The organism is Acutalibacter sp. 1XD8-36 (genome assembly GCF_009917525.1).
GTDB lineage: Bacteria > Bacillota > Clostridia > Oscillospirales > Acutalibacteraceae > Acutalibacter.
The window spans coordinates 497,177-522,731 of record NZ_QZDU01000001.1 but is presented as its reverse complement, the minus strand read 5'-3'; the positions used below and the strand labels follow the sequence as shown (position 1 = coordinate 522,731).

The 25,555-nt window shown below is 56.7% G+C and carries 23 protein-coding genes and 1 riboswitch; of the genes, 15 read left to right on the top strand and 8 right to left on the bottom strand.

Going from position 1 to position 25,555, the window contains the following annotated elements:
* Positions 1-135: 135 nt before the first annotated feature.
* Together D5270_RS02875 and D5270_RS02870 are read left to right on the top strand one after the other, a co-directional pair.
* Positions 136-969 carry a pyridoxamine kinase gene (locus D5270_RS02875; protein ID WP_166542660.1) on the top strand — a complete coding sequence of 278 codons (834 nt, stop codon included), beginning with the start codon at positions 136-138 and terminating at the stop codon, positions 967-969.
* Positions 966-1,802: a tRNA 2-thiocytidine biosynthesis TtcA family protein gene (locus tag D5270_RS02870; RefSeq protein WP_166542659.1), complete on the top strand. Its 837-nt coding sequence runs from the start codon at positions 966-968 to the stop codon at positions 1,800-1,802. Before D5270_RS02875 ends, D5270_RS02870 begins: the two co-directional genes overlap by 4 nt.
* Positions 1,803-1,839: 37 nt before the next feature.
* On the opposite strand, the gene D5270_RS02865 is transcribed toward D5270_RS02870, so the two are convergent.
* The gene (locus tag D5270_RS02865; RefSeq protein WP_166542658.1) at positions 1,840-3,669 is read right to left on the bottom strand and encodes a DUF342 domain-containing protein; all 1,830 of its coding nucleotides are present in this window, start codon (positions 3,667-3,669) and stop codon (positions 1,840-1,842) included.
* Positions 3,670-3,900: 231 nt separating this feature from the next.
* Between D5270_RS02865 and D5270_RS02860 the strand changes: the two genes are divergently transcribed.
* The 10 genes from D5270_RS02860 (at position 3,901) to D5270_RS02815 (ending at position 12,790) form a co-directional block, all read left to right on the top strand.
* Positions 3,901-5,187, top strand: coding sequence for a bifunctional folylpolyglutamate synthase/dihydrofolate synthase (locus D5270_RS02860; protein WP_166542657.1), 1,287 nt, complete (start codon positions 3,901-3,903; stop codon positions 5,185-5,187).
* Between the two features lie 138 nt (positions 5,188-5,325).
* Positions 5,326-5,643, top strand: coding sequence for an anti-sigma factor antagonist (locus D5270_RS02855; protein WP_166542656.1), 318 nt, complete (start codon positions 5,326-5,328; stop codon positions 5,641-5,643).
* The gene (spoIIAB, locus tag D5270_RS02850) at positions 5,643-6,074 is read left to right on the top strand and encodes an anti-sigma F factor (protein ID WP_166542655.1); all 432 of its coding nucleotides are present in this window, start codon (positions 5,643-5,645) and stop codon (positions 6,072-6,074) included. Before D5270_RS02855 ends, spoIIAB begins: the two co-directional genes overlap by 1 nt.
* Complete coding sequence (locus tag D5270_RS02845; RefSeq protein WP_166542654.1) at positions 6,068-6,724, top strand: sigma-70 family RNA polymerase sigma factor; 657 nt, start codon at positions 6,068-6,070, stop codon at positions 6,722-6,724. The genes spoIIAB and D5270_RS02845 overlap by 7 nt, the downstream gene beginning before the upstream one ends.
* 113 nt (positions 6,725-6,837) lie before the next feature.
* A complete protein-coding gene (locus tag D5270_RS02840) occupies positions 6,838-7,038 on the top strand; it encodes a DUF1858 domain-containing protein (RefSeq protein ID WP_161473714.1) in 201 nt (66 codons plus the stop codon).
* A gap of 78 nt (positions 7,039-7,116) precedes the next feature.
* Positions 7,117-7,827 (top strand): class I SAM-dependent methyltransferase, encoded by a 711-nt coding sequence (locus D5270_RS02835; RefSeq protein ID WP_166542653.1) that lies wholly within the window; start codon positions 7,117-7,119, stop codon positions 7,825-7,827.
* Positions 7,820-8,590 (top strand): Nif3-like dinuclear metal center hexameric protein, encoded by a 771-nt coding sequence (locus D5270_RS02830; protein ID WP_166542652.1) that lies wholly within the window; start codon positions 7,820-7,822, stop codon positions 8,588-8,590. Before D5270_RS02835 ends, D5270_RS02830 begins: the two co-directional genes overlap by 8 nt.
* Positions 8,591-8,603: 13 nt before the next feature.
* Complete coding sequence (locus D5270_RS02825; protein ID WP_166542651.1) at positions 8,604-9,068, top strand: GNAT family N-acetyltransferase; 465 nt, start codon at positions 8,604-8,606, stop codon at positions 9,066-9,068.
* A 26-nt stretch (positions 9,069-9,094) separates the two neighbouring features.
* Entirely contained in the window at positions 9,095-10,831 is a 1,737-nt protein-coding gene (locus D5270_RS02820; RefSeq protein ID WP_166542650.1) for an Rqc2 family fibronectin-binding protein, read from the top strand.
* A gap of 95 nt (positions 10,832-10,926) precedes the next feature.
* Positions 10,927-11,104: riboswitch (Lysine riboswitch) on the top strand.
* Positions 11,105-11,176: 72 nt separating this feature from the next.
* Complete coding sequence (locus D5270_RS02815) at positions 11,177-12,790, top strand: Na+/H+ antiporter NhaC family protein (RefSeq protein ID WP_166542649.1); 1,614 nt, start codon at positions 11,177-11,179, stop codon at positions 12,788-12,790.
* A gap of 78 nt (positions 12,791-12,868) precedes the next feature.
* Here the strand turns inward: D5270_RS02815 and D5270_RS02810 are convergent, their stop codons facing one another.
* Both D5270_RS02810 and D5270_RS02805 read right to left on the bottom strand, forming a co-directional pair.
* Positions 12,869-14,653, bottom strand: coding sequence for an L-fucose isomerase (locus D5270_RS02810; protein ID WP_166542648.1), 1,785 nt, complete (start codon positions 14,651-14,653; stop codon positions 12,869-12,871).
* 45 nt (positions 14,654-14,698) lie between these two features.
* Complete coding sequence (locus D5270_RS02805) at positions 14,699-15,406, bottom strand: class II aldolase/adducin family protein (protein WP_166542647.1); 708 nt, start codon at positions 15,404-15,406, stop codon at positions 14,699-14,701.
* A 130-nt stretch (positions 15,407-15,536) separates the two neighbouring features.
* Here D5270_RS02805 and D5270_RS02800 point away from each other — a divergent pair, with 130 nt between their 5' ends.
* The gene (locus tag D5270_RS02800; protein ID WP_166542646.1) at positions 15,537-16,448 is read left to right on the top strand and encodes an AraC family transcriptional regulator; all 912 of its coding nucleotides are present in this window, start codon (positions 15,537-15,539) and stop codon (positions 16,446-16,448) included.
* Here the strand turns inward: D5270_RS02800 and D5270_RS02795 are convergent.
* On the bottom strand, positions 16,396-17,370 hold the full coding sequence (locus tag D5270_RS02795) for an AraC family transcriptional regulator (protein WP_166542645.1): 975 nt from the start codon (positions 17,368-17,370) through the stop codon (positions 16,396-16,398). The genes D5270_RS02800 and D5270_RS02795 overlap by 53 nt on opposite strands.
* Positions 17,371-17,566: 196 nt before the next feature.
* Here D5270_RS02795 and D5270_RS02790 point away from each other — a divergent pair, with 196 nt between their 5' ends.
* Positions 17,567-19,939 (top strand): glycoside hydrolase family 2 TIM barrel-domain containing protein, encoded by a 2,373-nt coding sequence (locus tag D5270_RS02790; RefSeq protein WP_166542644.1) that lies wholly within the window; start codon positions 17,567-17,569, stop codon positions 19,937-19,939.
* Positions 19,940-20,056: 117 nt separating this feature from the next.
* On the opposite strand, the gene D5270_RS02785 is transcribed toward D5270_RS02790, so the two are convergent.
* Positions 20,057-21,244, bottom strand: coding sequence for a phosphopentomutase (locus D5270_RS02785; protein WP_166542643.1), 1,188 nt, complete (start codon positions 21,242-21,244; stop codon positions 20,057-20,059).
* An 8-nt stretch (positions 21,245-21,252) separates the two neighbouring features.
* Complete coding sequence (gene deoD / locus D5270_RS02780; protein ID WP_166542642.1) at positions 21,253-21,966, bottom strand: purine-nucleoside phosphorylase; 714 nt, start codon at positions 21,964-21,966, stop codon at positions 21,253-21,255.
* Between the two features lie 306 nt (positions 21,967-22,272).
* Here deoD and D5270_RS02775 point away from each other — a divergent pair, with 306 nt between their 5' ends.
* Positions 22,273-22,950, top strand: coding sequence for an ABC transporter ATP-binding protein (locus D5270_RS02775; RefSeq protein ID WP_166542641.1), 678 nt, complete (start codon positions 22,273-22,275; stop codon positions 22,948-22,950).
* Between the two features lie 79 nt (positions 22,951-23,029).
* Here D5270_RS02775 and D5270_RS02770 read toward each other — a convergent pair whose 3' ends face one another.
* Together D5270_RS02770 and D5270_RS02765 are read right to left on the bottom strand one after the other, a co-directional pair.
* Entirely contained in the window at positions 23,030-23,896 is an 867-nt protein-coding gene (locus D5270_RS02770; RefSeq protein WP_166542640.1) for an EamA family transporter, read from the bottom strand.
* Positions 23,897-23,907: 11 nt separating this feature from the next.
* The gene (locus D5270_RS02765) at positions 23,908-25,452 is read right to left on the bottom strand and encodes an LTA synthase family protein (RefSeq protein WP_166542639.1); all 1,545 of its coding nucleotides are present in this window, start codon (positions 25,450-25,452) and stop codon (positions 23,908-23,910) included.
* Positions 25,453-25,555: the final 103 nt, after the last annotated feature.

Sequence of the window (25,555 nt, the reverse complement as noted above, 5' to 3'; positions counted from 1 at the left end):
AAAAAATCCTCCTTTGGATTTGTGTAGATATATTATAGCGCGGCCCGGACAGGATGTAAAGCCCGGAAGTTGACACGCTGTGGCTATTGTGCTATAATTGCCCACATACCCTTTATTAGAGAAAAGGAGAAACCTATGTCATATAAAAGAATACTGACTATACAGGATATCTCATGCGTGGGCCAGTGCTCCCTGACAGTGGCCCTGCCCATTCTGTCGGCCTCAGGGCTGGAGACCTGCATTTTGCCCTCGGCGGTGCTGTCCACCCATACCGGCGGCTTCAAGGGCTATACCTTCCGCGACCTCACCGACGATATCCCCGGCATAGCGGACCATTGGGAGAGCGAGGGCATTAAATTCGACGCCGTATACTCCGGCTACCTTGGCAGCGCCCGGCAGATAGCGTATGTGAAGGATATAACAAAGCGGCTGGCCTCAGAGGGCGGCGTGAGCATAGTAGACCCTGCAATGGCTGATAACGGCAGGCTCTATGTGGGCTTCGACCAGGACTTTGTGGAGGCCATGAAGAGCCTTGTGTTCTCGGCTGATATAATCCTGCCCAACATCACAGAGGCCTGTATGCTCACCGGCACAGAGTACCGGGAATCCTATGACAGGGCATATATTGACGGCCTCCTCGAAAGCCTTGAGAGCGCAGGTGCCTCTACCGTTATACTCACAGGAGTGAGCTTTGCCCCCGGGTCCACTGGGGTGCTGGTGGACGAGAAGGGCGTGCGCTCCTACTACGAGCACAGGAAAATAGCCAAGGGCTGCCACGGCACCGGGGACATATTCGCCTCGGCCTTTGTAGGTGCCATGATGGGCGGCAGGCCCCTTATCGACTCGGCGAAGATAGCCGCAGACTACACGGTGCTCTGTATCGAGGGCACCCAGGGGGACTCCGGGCACTGGTACGGGGTGAAGTTCGAGCAGGGACTGCCGGACTATATACGGATGCTGGGCCTGTGAAGCGGGACTTGGAGCCCTTTGAAAAGGCCGAGCGGAGCATTGTAAAAAAATACCGCCGGGAGCTGTGGGGGCCATTCATTGCGGCTTTAAAACGCTACCGGCTTATAGAGAGCGGAGACAGGATAGCCGTGTGCATATCCGGCGGCAAGGATTCCATGCTGCTGGCAAAGCTCATGCAGCTTTTGGTACGTGTCAGCGATGTGCCCTTCCAGCTGAAATTCATTGTGATGGACCCGGGCTATAACCGGCCTAACCGCCAGAGAATGGAGGAGAACGCGGAGCTTCTGCATATTCCGGCGGTTATATTTGAGACGGACATCTTTGATGTGGCCAATAAAACTGAGAAAAACCCCTGTTATCTCTGTGCCCGAATGCGCCGGGGTTATCTGTACCGTTATGCCCAGGACATGGGCTGCAATAAGATAGCCCTTGGGCACCACTTTAATGACGTGGTGGAGACAACGCTGCTGGGCATGTTCTACGGAGGGCAGCTCCAGGCTATGATGCCAAAGCTGCACAGCAAAAATTTTCCCGGCATGGAGCTGATACGCCCCATGTACTGTATCCGCGAAGAGGATATATTGGCCTGGAAGCGCTATAATAATCTGGAGTTTATACAGTGTGCCTGCCGCTTTACTGAGAACACCGCAAGCGGCATAGGGGAGTCCAAGCGGCAGGAGATAAAGGGGCTTTTGGCGCGGCTCAGGCAGCAGGACCCGGACATAGAGAAGCGTATTTTCAACAGCATACACTCCGTCTGCCTGGACACCTTCCCGGGCTATAAGCTGGGCGGGGAGGAGCACAGCTTTCTGGAAAGCTACAGCGAAAAGTAAAGGGACGCCTGAGGGCGTCCCTTTTTATGTTTTCATATTAAGTTATCAGCTTTACCTCTCCGTCAATGAGCGTGGCGATACTGTGCCGGGTCTCGTTCTCAAGCTTCAGCTGGGAGGAGCCTATCTCCACAAGGGTGCCGGGATGGGCCACCCGGAAGGTGAGCCTCCCGGCGGGACGGTGCTCAAGACCGTCCTGAAGCTCATCCAGGCTCTTCTGGTGCTGGTTCAGCTTCAGCCGGTTTACCGATATCTGCATACGCATTTTCGACATGCGGCTGAGCTTTGTGGGGCTGGAGGGCTGGCGCTCGGTCTCCTCCAGGCGCTTCTCCATCTCCTCAATCTCCTGGGTGAGCAGGTCCTTCTCATAGCTCTCGCAGGGCAGACCGCCGAGTACAACAGTGGTGCGCACCTCGGTCTTTGAGCCCACTATATTGGCGTCGACTTCCCTTCCGGCCCAGACCCTGCCGCCGATAATGGCGCCCCGCCCGCTCTGCACGTACACACCGGCGTCACTGTAGACCTCACAGCTGATTATGCACTCCGAGTGCAGATTCTCCTTGGCGTGCACAATACAGTTCTCAAGGTACTTTGCAAAAATATCCCTATGGGCGCGTATGACCGCCTGGTTATTCCCCTGCACGCCCTTTGCAAGTATAAGGTCGCCTCCGGCCTCAATAGTGCTGGATTCCACAACGCCGTCCACTTTAATATTGCCCATGGCCCGCACGGTAAAGCCGCTGCAGACGTCGCCGGCAATATGCACATCACCCAGGAAGTTCACGCTGCCCGAGGAGTAGTCCACGTTCCCGGCAATTTCCAACAGGGGATTCACCTGAAAGGCCCTGCCTGAGAACTCCAGCCCGCCGTCTCTTGTGGCGATAAGGGAGGTGCCGTCCTCGTTCAGCGCCGTATTCCTGCCCATAGGCGCCACGGCGGGTATGCCGTCCCTGGTGGGCAGCTCCTTGTCGGTGACCGTGCGCCCGGCAACCCCCGGCGTGGGCGGGCTTATATGGCAGATAGCCGCGCCCTTCTCCACGTTCTGCGTGGTGCCCATGGCGGTAAAGTCCACCCGGTTCATATCGTCAACAGGCAGCTCCTTGCGGGTCTCCCGGGGATACAGGTCAATGACCGCCCCATCCTTGCCGGGCACGGCGGCCTTGCCCCGGGCCACTAGGTGCATACGGAAATAGGGGGCCTCCATAGCCGGTATGCCCTCAACAACCTCCATATCCACGCCAAATGCAACTCCGGCGGCTCCCAGGGCGTTCATGATTATTCCCTTTGTGACACCCTCGCCGTTGCCTGAGGGCGGGTAGGCCAGCAGCCAGGCGCTGAGCTTGTCCCCGGCGACAAAGACCATCGCCTGGGCGTCCAGGTCCGGGGGCGGGGGAGGCTCCTGGTCCTGGGGTCCTTCGGTCATACCCTGCTCAGTATCTGCTATAGGGGCGGTTGGGGCCGGCAGGACAGGGGGAGTCATAGCCGAGAGCCTTGAAGCCGCAGAGGATGAGACAGCCATCAGCAGCTTTGTAAGCTCGGTCATAGAGGTCTTTGGGTCGAAAACCTGGGGCTCCGCCGTCTTAAAGCTCAGCTCGGGCCGGGGGAGCCAGCCGCCCTGGTCCCGGCAGACCCGCCAGAGCTCGAAGATAACGTGGTCCACCGGCAGGCTGAGCAGATAGGGGTCCACAGGCTCGGGCTTAGGGGCCTCCTTTGCCGGGCGCTGTTCCTCAGCAAGCTTCAGGGGCCTGTCGCCGTGGCCGGGTCTTGGGCGGGGATTTGACAGATTTTTCTCCGGAGATTTTTTCCTGCGCCGGATTTTGAACAGCTTTGAGCCAAAAAGCTTTGAAAGGAAAGAAATGGGGGCAGCCATAGAAGTGCCTCGCTTTCTGAAAAAAAGTTTCAAGATAATGTGCTATCTATATTATATTCGTTCAAGGGTGTTTTGACAAGGAAAACTTTGTGATACTGGCAAGAAATTTTCGCCAAAGAGAGAGTATGTTCAGCAAGCCGCCAATCGTTGCTACGTAGCTTGACTAGGCACGTTCACCGGTGCTATACTACATATGGTACTTTATCTTAAAGGAGAAACGAGGGATTACCTATGACATATCAGCAAGCGGTAGAAAAGATAGACTCAAGGCTGCTTTTCGGCATGAAGCCAGGGCTCGAGCGTATGCGCGCGCTGATGGAGGAGCTTGGCAGCCCCCATGAGAAGGTGAAATTCGTGCACGTCTGCGGCACCAACGGCAAGGGCTCAGTATGCACCCTGGTCTCAAGCGTCCTGAGGGAGAGCGGCTATAGGACGGGCCTTAATATCTCACCATATGTGCTGAACTTTAGGGAGCGCTTTCAGATAGACGGGGAGATGATAACTGAAGAGGAGCTCATAGGGGAGGTTGAGGAAATCTGGCCCGCCGTTGAGCGCCTGGATGCCCGGGATATAGTCGTCTCCGAGTTTGAGTTGGTGACTGCGATAGCCCTGCACTGGTTTGCCCTGAAGGGCTGCGATATAGCTGTTCTTGAAGTTGGGATGGGAGGGCTGCACGACGCCACCAACGTCATCCCCCCCCCCGAGGCGGCGGCGGTCATGTCAATCTCCCTGGACCATACCGCCTGGCTCGGGGACACGGTGGAGCAGATAGCCCTGGAGAAGTCCGGTATCATAAAGCAGGGGGGGCACGTGGTGCTCTACCCAGAGCAGCAGCCGGAGGTGTGGGACGTGATACAGGGGGTCTGCACCGGGCGCGGCGCTGAGCTCCATATACCTGACATGGACCGGGTAACCGTATGCTCAGAGGATATAGACGGCACCGGCTTTGAGGCGGAGGGTCTAAAGCTGCACACGCCGTTCTTGGGCGGGCACCAGGTGAAGAACGCTGCCGTGGCCCTGGAGCTTATAAAGATACTGCGCGGGCGCGGCTTTGATATCTCCGACGAGAAACTGGCAGAGGGGTTTAGGAAGGCATTTATCCCCGCACGGATGGAGGTGCTGTCGCGCAAGCCTCTATGCCTGCTGGACGGCGGGCATAACCCCGGCTGTGCCCTGGTGCTGAAGGACGCACTTGAGCGCTATGTGCCGGGCCGGAAAGTCGCCATAATCGGCATGATGTCCGACAAGGACAGCGCTGCCGCCCTTGAGACGGTGGGCCCAATGTTCAGCAAAATTATTACCGTGAGGCCCGACAACCCACGCTCTCTCAGCGCCGGGGATTTAGCCGGCATAGCCTCGCGCTTCTGCCCGGAGGCTGTGCCGGCGGAAAGCTTCCCTGAGGCCCTGGACATGGCCCTGGAGGACATTGGAGAGGACGGTGCGCTGATAGCCTGCGGTTCGTTCTATATGGCAGGGGAGCTGAGGCCTCTGCTGCTGGAAAAATTTACCGATAGGTGACAGGCTTTAACAAAAAGCGCGGTGCGCTCCGTGTAGAATATGCTTGAAAAGCCCCTGGGAAAACCCGCTTTTCCCAGGGGCTTTTGGCATATAAGCGGGTGAAACAGGCCAAGCTTTTGAGAGAAAGGAAGTATAAATATGAATGTTCAGATAAGCTATAAGGAGGGCGTGATGACCGCTAAGCTCTCCGGCGAAATAGACCATCACAGCGCCCGGGAAATGCGGGAGGCCATAGATGACACCGCCCAGAAGCTGAAGCCCTACTGCCTGCGCCTGGACTTTACCAACGTGCCCTTTATGGACAGTTCAGGAGTGGGGCTGATACTGGGCCGGGTGCGCATGTGCGGCTTCTGGCGGGGGAGGGTAGTCCTCTGCGGCCTGTCGCAGAATCTGAATAAAATGGTTGAGCTTTCCGGCATAGCCAGCGTTGCCGCCATAGAGAGGAGGGCGAGCTGATGAAGCCGGTAAACCAGACACAGATAAGCTTTAGCTCAAACTCTGTAAACGAGGGCTACGCCCGGGCGGCGGTGGCGGCATTTCTAGCTCAGCTGGACCCGACGGTGGCTGACTTATCTGACATACGCACGGCGGTATCCGAGGCCGTCACCAACGCCATAGTCCACGGCTATAAGGACAAGCTGGGGACTGTGTACATAAGCGTTAAGATATTCGAGGACGGGCGGGCCCAGGTACGTGTGCGTGATAAGGGCTGCGGTATCCCGGACGTGAAGCAGGCCATGGAGCCCCTTTTCACCACCGGCGGCGAGGAGCGTGCGGGGCTTGGCTTTGCTGTAATGCAGAGCTTCTGCGACAGCGTGCGGGTGAGCTCAACCGTGGGCAGGGGCACCAGCGTGACCCTGACAAAGCACTTTACACCCAGATGCTGAAGGAGGATAACCCCCTGGTAACCGAGAACATGGGGCTTGTGCACCTGTGTGCCAGGCGCTTCATGGGCCGGGGGATAGACTATGAGGACATGGTGCAGGCCGGGTGCCTGGGGCTTGTGAAGGCTGCGGGAAACTTCGACCCGGGCCGGGGCCTGCGCTTCTCAACCTATGCCGTGCCGGTGATACTGGGGGAGATACGGCGGCTCTTTCGCGACGGCGGTGCAATGCGGGTGTCAAGGGGCCTTAGAGAACTGGCTCAGCAGGCGCAAAGAGTCTCGGACCGGCTGGACGACGAGCTGGGGCGTGCACCTACGGTTGGCGAGATAGCCCGGGAGCTGGACGTGACCCCGCAGCGGGCAGCGCTGGCGCTGGGGGCGCTGCGCAGGCCCCTGTCCCTGACAGGCGGGGAGGAAGGGGAGCAGCTGGAGATACCTGTGGAGGCGCCCGAGGAGCAGACGGCCGAGCGGCTGACGCTCTATGCAATAATCGAAGGCATGGAGGGGCGTGACAGGGAGCTCATAAGGTGCCGGTACTTTAGGGGTATGACCCAGGCGAAGACAGCCCAGGAGCTGGGGATGACACAGGTGCAGGTGAGCCGCCGGGAGAAGAAGCTGCTGGAGTATATGCGGCGGGAGTTCGGTGAAGGATAAAAACTAGACTAATTTAGTATATTTTCCCTTTTTAGGTCTTGCATATTCCGTCAGGAAATAGTATAATAACTAAGAGAAAGGCTGAACCGGCCGGAATATGGAGGAAAATGAAAATGGCATCTATAACCAAAGACACTATCATCGGAGAGATTTTAGACCTTGACGAGACCACGGCCCCCTTCTTCCTTGAGATGGGGATGCACTGCCTGGGCTGTCCTTCCGCACGCGGGGAGACCCTGGAGCAGGCCTGCGCCGTCCACGGCGTAGACGCTGAGGAGCTTGTGAGCAAGATAAACGCCCACCTGAGCAAGTAAGCCCGTAACCTACGAAAGTGAGCCGCGCGGCGAGGGGAGACCTTTAGCTGGGCGGCGGCTTCGTTTATTGGAGAGCATATGACAAATAGGGAAATATTCTCCCTTGGCCCAAGGCTTGCACTATGCGCCAGGCTCCTGCGCCCCGGGAGGACAGTGGCGGATATCGGCACGGACCACGGCTACCTCCCCATCTGGCTTATAAAAACCGGCGCGGTGCAAAAGGCCATAGCCAGCGATATAAATCCCGGCCCCCTGGACGCTGCCAGAAGGCATGGCGAGATTTACGGCGTGGGGGACAGGCTGCGGCTGGTACTGGGCGACGGCCTTTGCGGTATCGGCCCGGAGGACGCGGAGGACATAGTTATAGCCGGGATGGGCGGCGAGCTTATCCTGCATATAATCAGCAGCGCCGCCTGGCTGAAGGGCCCGGGCAAGCGCCTGGTTTTGCAGCCGATGAGCGCCGTGGACAAGCTGCGCGCAGGCCTGTGGCAGATGGGTTTTGCTATAATTGAGGAGCTGGCGGCCCAGGAGAGCGGCAAGGTGTATTCGGCGTTTTCGGTGGAGTATAGGGGGGCGCTTGGGGATATGGACAGCATTTACCCCTATATGGGCAGACTAAAGCCGGGCACGGCGGAGGTATCAGCGTATGCAGGCAAAGTCCTGCGAGGCCTTGGAAATTCACTGCTTGGCGCTGAGCATAACGGCCTTCGGGATGAGGCCGGGAGACTTCGGGGGATAATCGAGGGGATAGAGAGGGAATACCTTAGACAAGGAGAAGCACATGGCTAGAATTTGCGATATATACGATATTATAAACTGCGCGGCGCCCTTTGACAGCCAGCTGGCCTTTGACAACTCCGGCCTGCTGGTGGGCGACAGGGCCACTGTGGTCACCCGGGCGCTGCTATGCCTTGACATCACCTGGGAGGTTATTGACGAAGCGGCGGGCATGAATGCCAACCTGATAATCAGCCACCACCCGGTGATATTTGACCCCATAAGGTCCATGAGCAGCCAGGACCCGGCCTACCTGCTGGCAAAGAACGGCATAGCGGCCCTCTGCTGCCACACCAACCTGGACCTCTCACCGGTATGCGGGGTGAACGCGGCCCTGGCAAACAGGCTGGGGCTTAGGAACATCCGGCCCGAGGAGGTATTTGGGGAGGACTGCGTGCTGTACTCCGGCGAGCTGGAGCAGCCCATGGCCCCAGAGGAATTTGCCCTGCATGTGAAGGGACGGCTCTCTGTGGGTGCGGTGCAGCTCATTCCCGGGGATGGCATGGTGAAGCGTGTCTTCATGTGCAGCGGCGCGGGTGGGGATGACTACCCATCACATGCCGCCATGCGCGGGGGCGACGCCTACATTACCGGGGAGATGAAGCACCACGTTGCCCTAGAGGCCAGAAAAACCGGGCTTACCTGTGTTGTAGCCGGGCATTATGAGACCGAGCGGGTCTTTGCAGAGTACCTGGCGGCGTACCTTAAAAAGCGTGTGCCGGATACCGGCTTTATAGTTAGCAAAGCGGAGAGTGCGCCGTTCAGGACGGTATAGGGGAGATGGCCGTATGATAATAATTGAACCGGCGAAGCTTCAGGATTTGCAGGATATTTCCGGGCTATATGAAGCGCTTAACACTGATATGTCCCTCATTCAGCCAGAGATGTTCCGGCCTGCCGGGGAAGACGGCAGTTTTATCCACTCGGTGATTGAGGGCGGCGACGGCGATATCCTTGTGGCAAGAGAGGGCGGCAGAGCGATTGGGCTTGCTCTTGTGCAGGATAAGAACACTCCGCCGTACCCCGCCTTTATCCCGCGGCGGTATACATATCTGATGGACCTGGTGGTTGCCCCCGAACACCGTGGACGCGGCATTGGCAGGGCGCTGCTGGGAGCGGTAAAGGACTGGGCCGAAAGCCGGGATGCCGAATTTATCGAGCTGGGCGTTCTGGCCCAGAATGAAGACGCAATCAGGCTGTATGAAAGCCTGGGATTTAAGGATTCAAGGAAAATCATGCAGCTTGATTTATAGATATAATCGACAGAAAGGAACAAAAAATGGCACTAGACGGCGCGTTTCTACGCCACATAAAAAACGAACTTGAAAACAGGCTACTGGGGGCACGTGTGGATAAGGTTCACCAGCCAAACCGTGAGGAGCTTGTTGTCTCATTCCGCAGCCGGGAGGGCGCGGAGAAGGTGCTGTTCTCAGCCAGGGCCAACAGCGCCCGGGTGCACCTGACCGGCATACCTCTTGAAAACCCAGCCCAGCCGCCCATGCTCTGTATGCTCCTGCGAAAAAGGCTGCTTGGGGCAAAGCTCCGCGGCATACGCCAGCCGGAGCTGGAGCGCCTTCTGCATTTTGACTTTGACTGCATAGACGAGCTGGGCGACAGGGTTGTGCTGACCCTTACAATGGAGATAATGGGCCGCTACAGCAATATTATTTTAACCGGCCCGGACGGGAAAATCATCGACGCCCTAAAGCGTGTTGACGCCTCGATGACCTCCCAGCGCCTGGTCTTGCCCGGGCTGACATATCACCTGCCCCCGCCCCAGAACAAGCTCTGTATGCTAACGGCCTCCCCGCAGGAGCTGAGTACAGCGCTGAAAAACCTGCCCCGGGACATGGAGCTCTCAAAGGGGCTGCTCAGCGTGCTCCAGGGAGTGTCCCCGGTGGTCTGCCGGGAGCTGGCCCATAGGGTGGGCCGGGGCCGGGAGTTGACGGTCATGACAATGGATGAGGAGCAGGCGTTTCGGCTAAGCTTCTTCTACCAGAAGCTGCGGGAGACTGTAGAGGACATGAGCGGCGAGCCCCATATGGCGGTAAACCTGCAGAAAAAGCCTATGGACTTCTCCTTCACGGATATACAGCAGTATGGAACTTCTGCCGTAATACGCAAGGGGGAGAGCATCTCGGGAATGCTGGACAGCTTCTATCAGGAGAAGGACCAGCAGGAGCGTATGCGTGTGCGCGAGCAGGACCTGCTGCGCCTGTTGGGGAACCACTCGGAGCGGCTCTCAAGGAAGATAAACGCCCAGAAAGCCGAGCTGGACCAGTGTGCTCAAAGGGACAGCCTGCGCATAATGGGGGACCTCCTCAGCGCCAGCCTATACAGCATGGAAAAGGGCATGGAGTCCGTGGAGCTGCCCAATTTCTATGAGGAGGGCCAGCCCATGGTGAAGATAAAACTGGACCCCTCCCTGACCCCCAACCAAAATGCCCAGAAATACTATAAGGAGTACCGCAAGCGCAAGACCGCCGAGGAGAAGCTTACCGAGCAGATAGAGCTTGCGGGCCGGGAGCTCACCTACTTAGAGTCGGTGCTGGACGCGCTGGCGCGGGCCGAGACTGAGCGGGACCTGATGGAGATTCGGGCCGAGCTCAAGGAGCAGGGCTACCTGAAGGCAGGCCGCGGCAAAAAGGAACGCCCGCCGGCAGTCAGCGCCCCCATGAGCTTTACAAGCTCCGACGGCTTCACAATCCTTGTGGGCAGGAACAACCGCCAGAACGACAGGCTCACCATGAAGCTGGCAAATAATAACGACATCTGGTTTCATACAAAAAATATCCCCGGCTCCCACACGGTGCTGGTGACAGAGGGCCGCGAGCCCACCAATACCGCCATGGAGGAGGCGGCTGTGCTTGCCGCCCGCCACAGCAGGGCAAAGGGCTCGTCCCAGGTGCCGGTGGACTATACCCAGGTGCGCAATGTCAGCAAGCCCCAGGGGGCCAGGCCGGGCATGGTGATATATGTGAATTATAAAACTGTGTTTGTGGACCCGGGGGAGTAGGGGACATGCAAAAGCGGGATTACCTCAATAGAATTATTTACAATATGTTCCGTAACCTATTGACATTGCCCGCAAAATAGGCTAATATATATAATTAGCATGATAGAGGCGCGGATGACAAGAGTACGGCTGCTGTATTTCCCGGGCATGGGAGGCAGACGGAAAGGGGATTCCGCCGAGGCTGGGAGGCCTATGCCTGGGCTCCCTTGCCGGGCTGTGGGAGAAAATCTCACAGACTGTCGCCCTTTTTTGGGGCGGAGCGCTGTCTATGACCCTTTGTTAGTATATTATTGGAGTCATGGCAGGGTATGTCATGACTCTTTTTGTATTGAGTGAGGGAAGAACATGAAGAAATCAAGCATTATCAAAGGGGCGCTGCTTGCGGTCATTCTGCTGGCAGTGGTCCTAATCCCGCTGTTTATTGGCAGCGGGGAGCCGGCTGCTGAGGGCGGCGGGTTTTACGGCACAGGATGGGCACTGCTGCCGCCGGTAGTGGCAATAGCCCTGGCGCTTATCACCAAGGAGGTGTACTCCTCCCTGTTTGTGGGAATACTCATGGGAGGCCTTTTGTACTCCGGCTATAACTTTGAGGGCACAGTGCTCCATGTGTTCCAGGGCGGCATAATCAGCGTGCTGTCGGACGGCTACAATATCGGCATTCTGGTGTTCCTGGTGATACTCGGGGCTATGGTCTCACTGATGAACAGGGCTGGAGGCTCGGCGGCCTTCGGGCGCTGGGCGGCCCGGCACATCAAGACCAGGGTGGGTGCGCAGCTTGCCACCGTGGCCCTTGGCGTGCTCATATTTATCGACGACTATTTCAACTGCCTGACTGTGGGCTCGGTCATGAGGCCGGTGACCGATAAGCATAAGATTTCCCGGGTGAAGCTGGCATACCTTATCGACGCTACAGCGGCCCCGGTGTGTATCATAGCTCCAATCTCCTCCTGGGCGGCGGCTGTCGCCAGCTATGTTGAAGACGGCAGCGGGCTGAACCTGTTTATAAAGGCGATACCCTTCAACTTCTATGCGATACTCACAATCGTTATGATGGTGGGCATGGCCATTATGAAGACAGAGTTTGGCTCAATGGCTAAGTTTGAGGAGAATGCCATTGAGAAGGGTGATATCTTCGGCGGCAAAAACCCATACGCCAATACTGCCGAAGAGAGTGAGGAGCAGAAGGGTATCGTGCTGGACCTGGTGCTGCCCATTGTAGTGCTCATTGTCTCCTGTGTTATCGGCATGATTTATTCCGGCGACTTCTTTAACGGCGCTTCCTTCGTTGAGGCCTTCTCCAACTCCGACGCCTCTGTGGGCCTGATGCTTGGCTCAGTGTTCGCCTTGGCCTTTACCATCATCTACTACTGCTTGCGCAGGACCATGACCTTCCGCCAGACCATGGAGTGCCTGCCCGAGGGCTTCAGGGCGATGGTGCCCGCAATACTTATCCTGACCTTTGCCTGGTCCCTCAAGGCCATGACCGACTCTCTGGGAGCCAAGGCTTTCGTTGAGGGTGTGGTGAAGGGCTCGGCCCAGGGCTTCCAGTCATTCCTGCCGGCGGTTGTGTTCCTTATCGGCTGCTTCCTGGCCTTTGCCACAGGCACCAGCTGGGGCACCTTCGGCATACTTATCCCCATCACCCTGAGCGTATTCCCGCTCACTGACCCTCTGGGCGTGGTATGTGTCTCCGCGTGCATGGCAGGGGCTGTGTGCGGCGACCACTGCTCTCCCATCTCCGACACCACCATCATGGCTTCAGCCGGTGCCCAATGCGACCACGTGGCCCATGTGTCTACCCAGCTGCCCTATGCGGTAGTGGCGGCGGCAGTAAGCTTTGTGTCCTATATTATCGCGGGATTTGTGCCCAACGCGCTGATTGTCCTGCCTATAGCAATCGTGCTTATGATAGGGACGCTCTTTGCAATCAAGATGGTGAACAATAGAAAAACGGCATAAATCAAAATAACGCACAACAGGAAAATGTCCCGGGAGGCTTTCACCTCCGGGACATTTTATATGACTATACTTTAAAACTTACTTATACAGCGGGCCATACTGTGCACAGGCCCTGTAGTCGGCGGCCTCCATATCCTCTGTGCCAAAGGCTGCCCAGGCATGGGGACGGAATACCCGCACGGCCTCAACATTGTGCATATTCACCGGGATGCGCAGCATAGAGGCAAGGGTAATCAGCTCGGCCCCCACATGTCCGTAAACAGTGACTCCGTGGTTGGCTCCCCAGTTGGCCATGACGCTGTACACGTCGGTAAATGCCCCTATTCCAGTGAGCCGGGGCACAAACCATGTAGTGGGCCAGCTTGGGTCCGTGCGCTTGTCAATGACGTTGTGTATCTCGTCGGGCAGGTCGGCGGTCCAGCCCTCGGCAAGCTGGAGCACAGGGCCAATGCCGTCCAGTACATTCACACGCAGCATTGTAACAGGCATTTCCTCGTGGCAGCGGAAGTGGCTTGAGAACCCGCCGCCTCTGAAATATTCGTAGTTGGCCCGGCACCAGTCAGTGGCCCCGAGACAAGCGCTTATGTCCTCCCCTGTCATATCCCAGAAGGGCTTCATGCAGCCCTCTCCCTGGGAATTTTTCGCCGCGCCGGAGCCGTCCAGGGCGGTTGCGCCGGAGTTGATAAGATGGATAAAGCCGTTCTCCGCTACACCGGCAGGCTTATGCCCAGTGACCCTCTCACAGGCCTCGGGGCTCCAGTAAGTGCGCACATCGTGGAAGCAGGGGGCGGTATTGGTGATAAGGGTGCCAAGCAGCATAGCCACGCCATTCAGCGTGTCGTTTTCCGTGGCAAAGGGTGTGGGGGCCTTGGGGCCGTTCCAGTCGAATGTGGAGGCCATTATAGCCTCGGTGAAGTCCGCGTTGGGCAGCCAGTCGGTCCACTGGCGCTGGCCCTGGAAGCCGCCTGCAACGGCGTTCTTGCCAAGAGCTTCCTCGTGCCAGCCCAGTTCGTTAAGTTTGGGATTGCCGAAGAGTATATCCCGGACGATTATAGACATCTTGGCGATGAACTCCCAGTCTTTATCGGCGGGGACGACCTTGGACTTAGTTATAATATCCGGCAGGTTCTTGCCTTCGTTCAGGTCAAAGCCCTGGGGACAGTTTTTCTTTATCCAGCCAAGGGCCTTTGCATACTCCTCATGGTCGTATATCTCAAGGGTAATGCGGCGCAGGATTTCGGTCATATCCACCCACTCGGGACGGATGCCAAAATATTTCTGGAACATATCCGCATTGCAGTAACTTCCTGCGATACCCATTGCCACGCCGCCCAGGTTGACATAGGATTTATTCTTCATCCAGCCCACAGCCACAGCGCCCCTGGCGAATTTCAGTATCTTTTCAGCTACGTCGGCCGGGATGGAGCCGTCCTCCAGGTCCTGCACATCGTGGCCGTAGATGGAGAAGGCCGGCAGGCCCTTTTGGGCGTGGGCAGCCATGACGGCGGCAAGGTACACCGCTCCCGGGCGCTCGGTGCCATTAAAGCCCCATACCGCCTTGATGGTCTGGGGGTCCATATCAAAGGTCTCTGAGCCGTAGCACCAGCAGGGGGTGACGCTGAGGGTAGCCACCACGTTCTGGGTGGAGAACTGTTCGGCGCATTTAGCGGCCTCAGCCCCGCCGCCAATGGTCGTGCCGGAGACAACACACTGCACAGGGGTGCCGTCAGGGTATCTCAGGCTGGAGCTGATAAGCTCCGCCGCCGCCTTCGCCATACCCATGGTCTGGGCCTCCAGGCTCTCGCGCACGCCTCCCCAGCGGCCGTCAATTACAGGCCTGATGCCGATTTTTGGATAATTCATGACTGTACCTCCATAATAAATTTTTCTGGACCATTTGAGCAGCGCTCACTTTTTATGTAGGAGCTCATCGCCGGGATTAAACTGCTTATACCCCGGGTGCCGCCCGGTAACTCGGTAGTAGCCCCTAAGGTCAATGAGCTTCTGAATGTTTTCACGGCTGATATCATAGCTGCCACCGAGTATCACCGCATTGATGGTTATCTTTGCCCAGAGCTCCAGGCTCTCCATGCGGTAGAAGGCTGTGAGCACGTCGCTGCCCACGGCTAAGGCCCCATGGTTTTCAAGAAGCATTACGTCGTGCTCCTCAAGATACGGCTCAATAGCGTCGGGCACCTCGCTGGTGGAGGGTGTGCCGTAGGGGGTCAGCGGTACTGCTCCCATCACCGCCACATCCTCTATCATATTGTACATATCCATGGCCTTATGGGCCACGGCAAATCCGGTAGCCCCCGGCGGGTGGGCGTGTATGACACTCTGGACATCCGGTCGCCTGTCATAACAGCGCAGGTGCATTTTTATCTCGCTGGAGGGGCGGTAGCCCTCACCGACCTCTAAAATATTGCCCTGGCTGTCCAAAAGGACCAGCTTGTCCGGGGTGATGAAGGACTTGCTGATACCTGTGGGCGTGGCAATAATCCTGCTGTCCGGCAGGCGAGCGCTGACGTTTCCGTCGTTTGCCGCGACCCAGCCAAGCTGCCACATTTTGTGGCAGATATCGCATATCTGTTCCTTGATAGCCTGATAATCCTCCATATGAAGCTCCTCTCCGTTGACAGCATATTTATTCCATGCTATACTATTTGTATTATAGTATTTTTCAAACTTTGTTTCTTGGACAAAAACGCCTGTAAAATAGGAGTATATTCACTTTTTTGAAATCATCATGAATTACAGCAGCCTATACGAGAACAAGCCGCGGGGGACCCCTGATTTTCCTATGGAGCTATACCATGTAGACCGCTCCTCCCCGCGCTACCAAATGCCCCTGCACTGGCACCTGGAATATGAGCTGATACTTATAAAAAGCGGCAGCTTCACCCTCACTATGGACGGGCGCACTATGCCGATGGGGCCAGGTGACTGCGCCTGGATAGGGGAGGGGGTGGTCCATGGCGGCGCGCCCATGGACTGTGTATATGGGTGCGTGGTGGCTGATTTGAGCTCCCTGCTCCATAACACCCCAATCTGCGCCAGAAACGCCCAGGAATTTCTCGCAGATGAAACAGGGTTTAGCGGCATATTCCCAAGGGAAAGCCCCCAAGCCCAGCTTGCCGCCCAGCTCTTTGAGTCCCTGGAAAGCTGCGGGCGGGGTTATGAGTGGACAGCTATGGGAATCTTATGGCAGATGATGGGGAGCCTGCTCAGGATAAAGGAGCCTGCAGAGGCCGTTATCAAAAACCGGAAGCGTATACTTCAGCTAAAGAACGTGCTGACGTTTATCCGCGATAATTATGACCAGCCGGTTACATTAAACGAGCTTGCCAGGGTAGCCGGGATGAACCCGAAATATTTCTGCCGGGCCTTCGCCCAAATGACTGGCAGGACGCCTATAGAGTACCTGAACTACTTCCGGGTGGAGCAGGCGGGGGAGCGACTTGCCCTCACGGACGAGGCGGTGACGGATATTGCGCTGAGCTGCGGGTTTAATGATATGAGCTATTTTTCCCGCACATTCTCCCGGTTTAAGGGTATGGCGCCCCTGGCCTACAGGAAAAAGCAGGCCGTGGGAGATGAGGGGCCGCCTACCTCCTGTGACGCCGAAACTCTCCTGGCGTCACACCGGTCTGCTCAGTGAACACCCGGTAAAAATATGTTCTGTTCACAAACCCCAGCTCGCTGACAACGTCAGATACGCTCATGTCAGTCTCCGACAGCAGGCGCTTGGCCTCCTGCACACAGATACGCTGGCCCAGCTGGGATATGCTCAGTCCCAGCTGTTTCTTTACTATGCGGTTGAGGTAGTCGCCGTTATAGTGCAGGAGCTTTGAGAGCTCCTGTCTTCCCGCGCGGCCTTTATGCTCCTCCATATAGCGCAGGAGCCTTGCGAGGATGAACTCCTCGGAGCCTGAGTCTATGCGTATCCTTGAAAGATGATAGTTACCCGGGTCCTCAAGCTCTCCGAACAGGCGCAGGAGCAGGGCCTGTATCCTAAAGGCGTAGCCGGTGTCCCCCGCCGCCAGCTCGGCGGCTATCTGGTCCAGGAGGACCGACGCTGCGGGGGGACTGCCGGCCTGCTTCAAGCTGGCAGTCCCGGCAAAATCCAAGTATTCCCGCTTGAACTCCGTGCATGTGCTTTTATTCTCCTGGATAAAGCTTTTTATGGCCCCGGGAGCGTACTGCTCCACCTCGGCGTGGAGTGGTATCGGAGCAAAGAGGTTTTCAAGGAACTCCTGCCTGAGGTTTAGGAACACAAGGGTGCAGCCGCTCTCATAGCCCTCCCTATGAGACACGTTGGGGTTGAGGAAGCAGGCGTCCCCGGCCTGATAGCGGAATACACCGTTTTCAAGGTGCTGTACGAACTCGCCGTCCAGCACGTAGACAATTTCATAGCTTGAATGGCGGTGCAGGCTCTCGGGCGGATGAGGGGAGTATTGGCCCAGGCCAAAGCCGCCCATAAAGCCGAAGTGTGTGCTCCTGCCGCCGGAGATAGCCATGTATGACATTACAAAGGGAGCGTTTGGAGCGGAACCTTTCCCGCCGGGCCTGAGCTCTGTCATAAGCCTGCCCTCCTTAACTTGAGTATTATTATAAAATTATATACTCTACAAGACTATGAGTCAAGCCTTTAAGTCTGGATAGGATATAGTTTTTGCCATAGGCAAGGTGATTGGACATTGAAGAAAAAGCCTGTCTGGATTATACTAAAGCTATTCCAATACTCTTACTCCTGAATTTGAAAGGAAGGACAGCAATATGAAAAAAATACCCTTTAACTTTGGCTGGGAGCGCACCATGCAGGAGCGCCTGCCCTGGCAGGAGCCCGACGACATTGTAAAGGTTGACCTCCCGGACGACTGTGCCATCGACCTGCACCGTGACCCCAATGCCGTGAGCAAGGCCAGCGTGGGCTTTGTGCCCGACGCCGTGGCAACCTACATAAAGAGCTTCGACATGCCCGAGGACTGGAAGGGCAGGACGGTGCTTTTAAACCTTGACGGCGCGTATATGAACACTCGGGTGACCTTCAACGGCGACAATATAGCCATGCACCCCTACGGCTACACCCCGCTGGTGGTGGATTTGACCTCCAGGATTCGCTCCGGCGTTAAGAACGAGCTCAGTATCCGCACCAGCGCAAACCAGCCCTCCAGCCGTTGGTACTCAGGCACAGGTATATATCGCAGCGCAGAGCTCTGGATTGGCGAGCCCTGCTACCTGGACCCCCGGGACCTGTTTGTCACTACGCCTGTCGCCGGGACAGACCGCGGCGAGGTGCTTGTAAGCGCCGGCATTACCAATACCCTTCATGAGGACAGGGAGGCGGTGCTTTCCGTCAGGCTGGAGCGGGATGGCAAAATCTGTGGGGAGGGCTCGGTAAAGGCCAAGCTTAAAGCCTGCGGCAAGACCAACTGCCAGCTTTCCATAAGCATTGACTCCCCGGCTCTCTGGGACGATATCACCCCCAATCTGTATAAGGCAACTATCTCAGTAGAGGCCGAGGGCCAGGAGCCGGACGTAAATACCGTGAATGTGGGTATCCGCAGGATTGAAGTCAGCGCAGGGGACGGCTTCAGAGTGAACGGGCGTAAGACCAAGCTCTATGGCGGCTGTATCCACCACGACAACGCCATGATAGGGGCCCGGGCCATGCCCAAGGCTGAGGAGCGCAAGCTGCGGCTGCTGAAGGAGGCGGGCTATAACGCCGTGCGCACCGCCCATAACCCGCCGTCAGAGGCATTCCTCGACGCATGCGACAGGCTGGGGCTCTTTGTGATAGATGAATTCTTCGACTGCTGGCGCACAGGCAAAAACCGCAACGACTATAACCTATGGTTTGAGGACTGGTGGCAGAGGGACACGGAGTATACCATCAGGCGAGACCGCAACCATCCCAGCATATACTGCTGGTCCTTCGGCAACGAGATACCCGAGACCAACGGCTACAGCGACTGTGAATACTGGACAAAGCTCCAGGCCGACTATATCCGCACCCTTGACAGCACCAGGCTGGTGACCTGCGGCGGCATGTTTATGCCCAAGTGCATTACCGTGGACGGCTCCATGGCCGGACCGCCTCAGAAGCCTGACTTATATGTGAGTGATGAGGAGCATTTCCGGCTCTTTAAGAGCATGATAGATAATCTTGACATAGTCTCAATCAACTACCAGTTCCAGAACTATGAGAGATTCCACGAGCTGTTCCCGGACAAGCCCCTACAGGGCACCGAGACCCAGGGGAGCAAGAGCTGGGGCAACTGGATGGCGGTAAAGGGCAACGAGCATGTTATCGGCGACTTCATCTGGACATGTATAGACAATCTGGGCGAGGCCGGAGCCGGACGCTGCTTCTATAATGAGGACGAAATGAAGCACGGCCTCACAGCCTACTGGCCCTGGCTCAGCTGCTTCCAGGGGGATTTGGCCCTGGATGGCGAGTGGCTCCCAAGGGCGTATTATCGCAATGTTATATGGGGCAATGATAAGGGAGTGCACCTGTTTGTAAACCATCCGGAGCACGCCGGGCAGACCCAGTACGGCACAGGCTGGCACTGGTACGACGTGCGCCCAAGCTGGACATACGACGAAAGCTACAACGGCAAGCCCATCGACGTGGAGGCCTACGCCGACTGTGACGAGGTGGAGTTTTTTGTCAACGGTGAGTCCTGCGCCAAAGTCAGGCCCGAGGAGATGAGGGCAAAGGCCAGCGTCACATACCATCCAGGGGAGATAAAGGCCGTAGCCTACCGTGGCGGTAAGGTCGTGGCTGAGGATACGCTTATTACCACCGGCCCCGCGGCCCAGGTGGTTCTGGAGCCTGAGACCGCCGTGCTTTGCGCCGACGGCATGGACCTGTGTTATGTTTCCGTCACCCTTGCGGACAGGGAGGGCCGCAGGGTCTACGACCAGGACGTGGAGCTCACTGCCGCCGTCAGCGGCCAGGGAACCCTGCTTGGCTTCGGCTCCAATAACCCCTGCACCGAAGAAGATTACGGCACCGGCAGGAGAAGGACCTGGAACGGCAGGGCCATGATTGTCCTGCGTGCCGGTACAGAGCCTGGAGAGATTGAGCTGACAGTTTCCGGAGGCGGCTTTAAGGCCCAGCAGCTGAGTATCAGTGTGAAATAAAAATAGTATACAGGCTTCCGTAACACTCCGGGTTTGGTTCTAACAGTAAATAAAAGGATAGCAGACAAGAATCATAAGTCTGCTATCCTTACTTTATTTTTTACCGTGCAGGGTGCCCTAAACAAGCCTGTCCAGCAGAGAGCTACCAATCGTCCCTACTGGCATGGGCACCCCGAAGTTTTCAGCCACAGTAACCCCAATAACCCCAAAGGATTTCCCTGTATCAAGCTGCCCGCCCCCGGTCATTCCCGGGGAATACATCAGCAGCGGCACCCGCTCTCGGGTGTGGTCTGTCCCCCTGAAGGTGGGGTCATTCCCGTGGTCGGCAGTTATCATAAGAAGGTCGTCCTCTCTCAGCAGCGGCAGAGCCTCTCCCAGCTTCACATCAAAGCGCTCCAGCTCTTCGGCATAGCCGTATGGGTCCCGCCGGTGCCCCCAAAGGGCGTCGAAGTCCACCAGGTTCACAAAGCATAGCCCGGTAAAGTCCGAACCCATCAGCTCGATAGTCTGCTCCATGCCGTGGACCGAGCTCTTGGAGCGGTTGGCCATAGTAAGGCCCTCGCCGTCGAAGATATCATAGATTTTGCCCACGGATATCACATCCAGGCCAGCCTCCTTAAGGGCATCCAGGCAGGTCCTGCCGTAGGGCTTCAGGGCGTAGTCATGTCGGTTGCTGGTGCGCTTGAACTCGCCGCGCTTCATTCCCACATAGGGCCTCGCTATCACCCGGCCCACCCGCCAGTCCTCACGCATGGTGAGCTCTCGGGCCAGTTCACAGTAACGGTATAGGGTCTCAAGGCCCATTGCCTCCTCGTTGCCGCAGATTTGCAGCACCGAGTCGGCGGAGGTGTACACAATAAGGTGCCCCTTCTCAAGCTCCTCCTCGCCCAGCTCCTCCAGTATCTCCGTGCCGCTTGCGCTCTTATTGCCGACTATCTTCCGACCGGTAAGCCGCTCCAGCTCAGCTATAAGCTCAGGGGGAAAGCCGGTATCAGTGAAGGTGCGAAAGGGCGTGGTGATATGCAGGCCCATCATCTCCCAGTGGCCTGTCATGGTGTCCTTGCCGTTGCTAGCCTCCTCCAAAACCATGCGGTATCCAAGGGGGATGTCATAGGGCGGGAGCCCCAGGAGGGGGCGGAGATTGGCAAGCCCAAGGCGGCAGAGATTGGGTATGCTGAGCCCTGCAGTTCCGGCGATATGTCCCAGGGTGTCGGCACCCTCGTCGCCAAACTTACCGGCGTCCGGCATTGCCCCTATTCCCAGGGAGTCTATCACAACGATAAAAACACGCTTATACTTTCTCATATACGGCCTCAGGCAAGCTCAAGGGCCAGCTTCATCATATCGGTAAAGCTGTTCTGACGCTCCTCAGCGGAGAGGGCCTCGCCGGAGTCGGGGGAGTCTGAAATCGTCAGCAGGCAGAGGGCCCTTTTGCCGGCTCGGGCGGCGTTCATATAGAGGGCAGCGGCCTCCATCTCTACAGCTAGAATCCCCATCTTGTGCCATTTTTTCAGGCTCTCTTTGTCATCGGAGTAGAACACGTCCGAGGAGAGGATGTTCCCGGCAACGGTCTTTATCCCCAGCCTTTCGCCGGCCTCAGCCGCGGCCCGGGCCAGGTCAAAGTCGGCAATGGGGGCGAAGGTGCCGGGTAGGCCGTACTGGTGGGCGTAGTTTGAGTCGGTGCTGGCGCCAACGCCTATCACCACATCACGCAGGCCAGCGCGGGGGTTTAATGTGCCAGCAGAGCCGATACGGATTATCTTCTCCACGCCGTAGAAGTTGAAGAGCTCATAGGTATAGATACCCACGGAGGGCATACCCATGCCGCCGCCCATGACTGTGACGCGCCTGCCCTCATAATCGCCGGTATAGGCCAGCATATTGCGCACGGTGTTCACGCACACCGCGTCTGTGAGGAAATTCTCAGCGATGAACTTGGCCCGCAGGGGGTCACCGGGCATGAGGACGGTTTTGGCAATCATATCCGGGGTGGCGGCGTTATGGGGGGTAGGGGTTAGGTTAGGCATAGCTATCTCTCCTTTGGCAATTTATTTAAGCTGATTCTACCATATTTCCCGTTTTGAAGCAAGACTATATTGGCCTTTACCGGTGCAAAACATACCCATACACCTATAAGAAGCAATATTTTCTCGGTTTGGTTGCATATTTTCTGAAAAAATTTTTAGAATTTTAAAATTTCTCTTTTTTGTACAATCGAGGCCAGTGCGGGGGTATATGTTAATGTATTTTGTGGTATTGCACAAACAGCAAAAAACTGGTACAATATACTCAGTAAAGAACAAGGCCGGAGGGCCGGAAATGGAGTGACTGAAATGAGTGTTCTTAAAGCTGAAAACGTGACCTATGTATACCAGAGCAAATACCAGCAGGTGAAGGCCCTCGACGAGGTTTCCTGCGATTTTGAGGCGGGGAAGTTCTACGCCATAGTGGGACAGTCCGGCTCGGGCAAGACCACTCTCCTGTCCATGCTTGCGGGCCTTGGCACCCCAAACGAGGGGGAGGTTGTGGCTAACGGCCAGTCAGTTAAAGAGTTCGGCAGCGAGCGCCACCGCCGGGAGAATGTGTCTGTTATCTACCAGGCCTTCAACCTTTTCCCAAGCCTCAATATTTTGGAGAATGTAATGTACCCCATGATGATACAGAAGTCCCAGACCGGCAAGCCAAAGGAGCGGGCAAAGGAGCTTTTAGCCGCTGTGGGCCTTGAGGACGTGGACCCTAGGAAGCTCCCCGCAATGCTCTCCGGCGGACAGCAGCAGAGGGTGGCTATAGCCAGGGCCCTTGCCAGCAACAGCCCGGTGCTGCTTGCCGACGAACCCACCGGCAACCTGGACTCTGAGAACGGGCAGATGGTGATAGACCTCCTCAAGCGTCTGGCGAAGGAGGAAAACCGCTGCATAATCGTCGTCACCCACGACCAGGGAATCGCAGCCCAGGCCGACGTTATCTACCATATGCGCGACGGCAGGCTGAATGAGGAGAAGATAGGCTGACCTTCAGAAAAGTAAAACAGTGAAACCCCCGGAGCTTTAAAGCCCCAGGGGTTTTTATTTCTCCCATAAGAACGCTCCCTCAGCAGAACACAGCCATACCCACAGCTGACGCCACCATCATGCACAGGCCCAAAAGGGATTTCCGGCTGAGCTTCTCCCTGAAAACTATGTATGAGAACAGGACCGTCACCACAATGCTCAGCTTGTCAATGGGGACGACTATGCTGACAATGCCGTTCTGTATGGCGTAGTAGTAGCACAGCCAGGAGCAGCCTGTTGCCAGGCCAGACAGGGCTATAAACAGCAGCTCCCTCTTGTCTATGCCCCTGAGCCCCGCTCCTTCGCCCTTGATGAAGACCATGGCCCAGGCCATTATGAGCACCACAACTGTCCGTATAGCCGTGGCCAGATTTGACTCAACGCCGCTGATACCGACCTTGGCAAGTATCGAGGTCAGCGCCGCGAACAGTGCTGAGAGAACCGCGTACACCAGCCAGCCGGAGCGGGCAGATTTCTCCTCACCGGACTTTTTCTCCACCATCAGGAGGATTCCCGCCGCTAATACAACCGTGCATATGAGTTTAACAGCCAGGCGCTCGGTCTCGCCAAAGCATACTATCGCCAGCAGCACGGTGAGGATGGTGCTGGACTTGTCTATGGGCATCACCCGGTTTACGTCCCCCAGGGACAGGGCCTTGAAATAGCAGAGCCATGAGGCCCCTGTGGCAAGGCCGGACAGGGCCAGGAATAGAAGTGACCGGGGCGATAGCTCAGCGATAGTATTCCCCGAGCCCACAATAAGGACCATCACCCAGGAGAATACCGCCACCACTACGGTCCGCAGTGCGGTCGCAACGTCCGAGCCGGTCCGCTTAATGCCGCATTTTGCCAGTATCGCCGTGAGCCCCGCAAACAGCGCCGAGCCCACAGCCGCAGCTATCCACATGCAAAATCCCCCTAGGAGAAATTCTCGATATAGTATTTTGAATACTTCTTTGTCTCTTCCTCAAGGGCCTCAAAACCCATTGTTTCGCAGAGGGAGGGCTCGCCGCTGAACATATCCACCCCCAGCCCTAGCCGGCTGCCCTCTATCTCAAAGCCCATAGAGGATAGGATGGTTGGGAACATGTCGAGGGTGGTGAAATCCCTGTTGGCGGTGCTGCCGGAGGGCTCCTTGGCGCTGTTTATGAAGCAGTTGTACACAGTGCGGTCGTAGTAATCCTCAACGTCCTCAACAAGAAATTTGTCCATGCGTGGGTGGTCGCCGGTGATGACGATAACGCTGTCATTATAGAAATCCTGCTCCATGCACCAGCCGAGGAAGTCCATAAGCTGACTGTCGGCGCAGGCCACCACATTGGCTGTGGGCACATCGTAATCGCTTCGGCACAGGCTGCACACATAGCCGCTCACATAGTGGGTGTCCGCGGTGAGCATGGTGAAGTTGAAGGGCTCCCCGGATTCGGCCAGCTTTGTCAGCTCGTCCCTTGCTATTTTATATAAATGCAAATCCTCATAGCCCCACCACACGAAATAGTTCCGGGGGATATATTCCAGATTCTGGGCCGTGTACAGGTCGAAGATTTTGTAGTCGCCGTGCTGCTTGAAGTAGGTCCTGCGCCCGGCAAAGCCGGAGTTGGAGCCGCAGAGGAATTCGTTTTGATAGCCCTTTTCCTTCAATACGTCCCCGAGGGTGGTGAGCCCACCGGCAAACTCCTCCCACTTGCCCATGGAGTTGCGCTCAGTAGGGAAGGAGTAGGGCACCCCGGAGGTGGTGGCAAGAAGGGCTCCCATGGTCCAGGTAGTGCCGTTTATAGCATGGAAGCCGCCCAATTTGTCTGAGCCTGAGAAGCTTATGTTTTCATCAGCCAGCCTTGTAAGGCCGGGAATATAGTTCACGTCCGGCTGGACGCCGCCAGAGGCAGTGTCGGCGTAGGCTGTCTCCATGCTCTCAAGATATATGCAGATAAGGCTTTTACCCTCCCCTTTTATGTCCACAGCCAAAGGGTCCACATAGTTTTCCTCATACAACAGGGAGGGGGACATGCGCAGCCGTATGTATTCTGTCACCTTAAAGGTGTGCTCAGTAAAAAGGAGCGCCGCAAGTAAGAAAATCCCGCCCGCTGCCATGAGCACTCTGCGGGAGAGCTTTATAATGTCCATGTCACCGCGCTTATCTGAGCGGTATACCACCGTGTACCTGCGCTGTAAAAACAACACTGTTGCAAGGGCAAAGAAGTACAGCAGCAGTAATGTTATCTGGGTGCCGCTGGCGTGTATGCACTGGGCCACCATGTCCAGGTTCGAGCCCTTTAGGGGCGTGGTGAGGGTATATAGCAGCTCCCCGAACTGTATGCGCAGGGTTCTGTCCATCCAGCCCACCGCCGCATACAGCACGGCCCCCAATATGAACAGCAGGCTTGTAAGCGCAAGCCCAAGGGTACCGGGCCAGGTGCGCCCATTCCCGCCGGACTGCTTCCTGACTATATTTAAACGTCCCATTTCCCATTCACCGCTCCCGTTCAATATACCTTATCAGTGGAAGTATACCACATATTCCTCTTGCAGTCAACAAACTGTAATGCTATAATATGTCAGAGGAAAC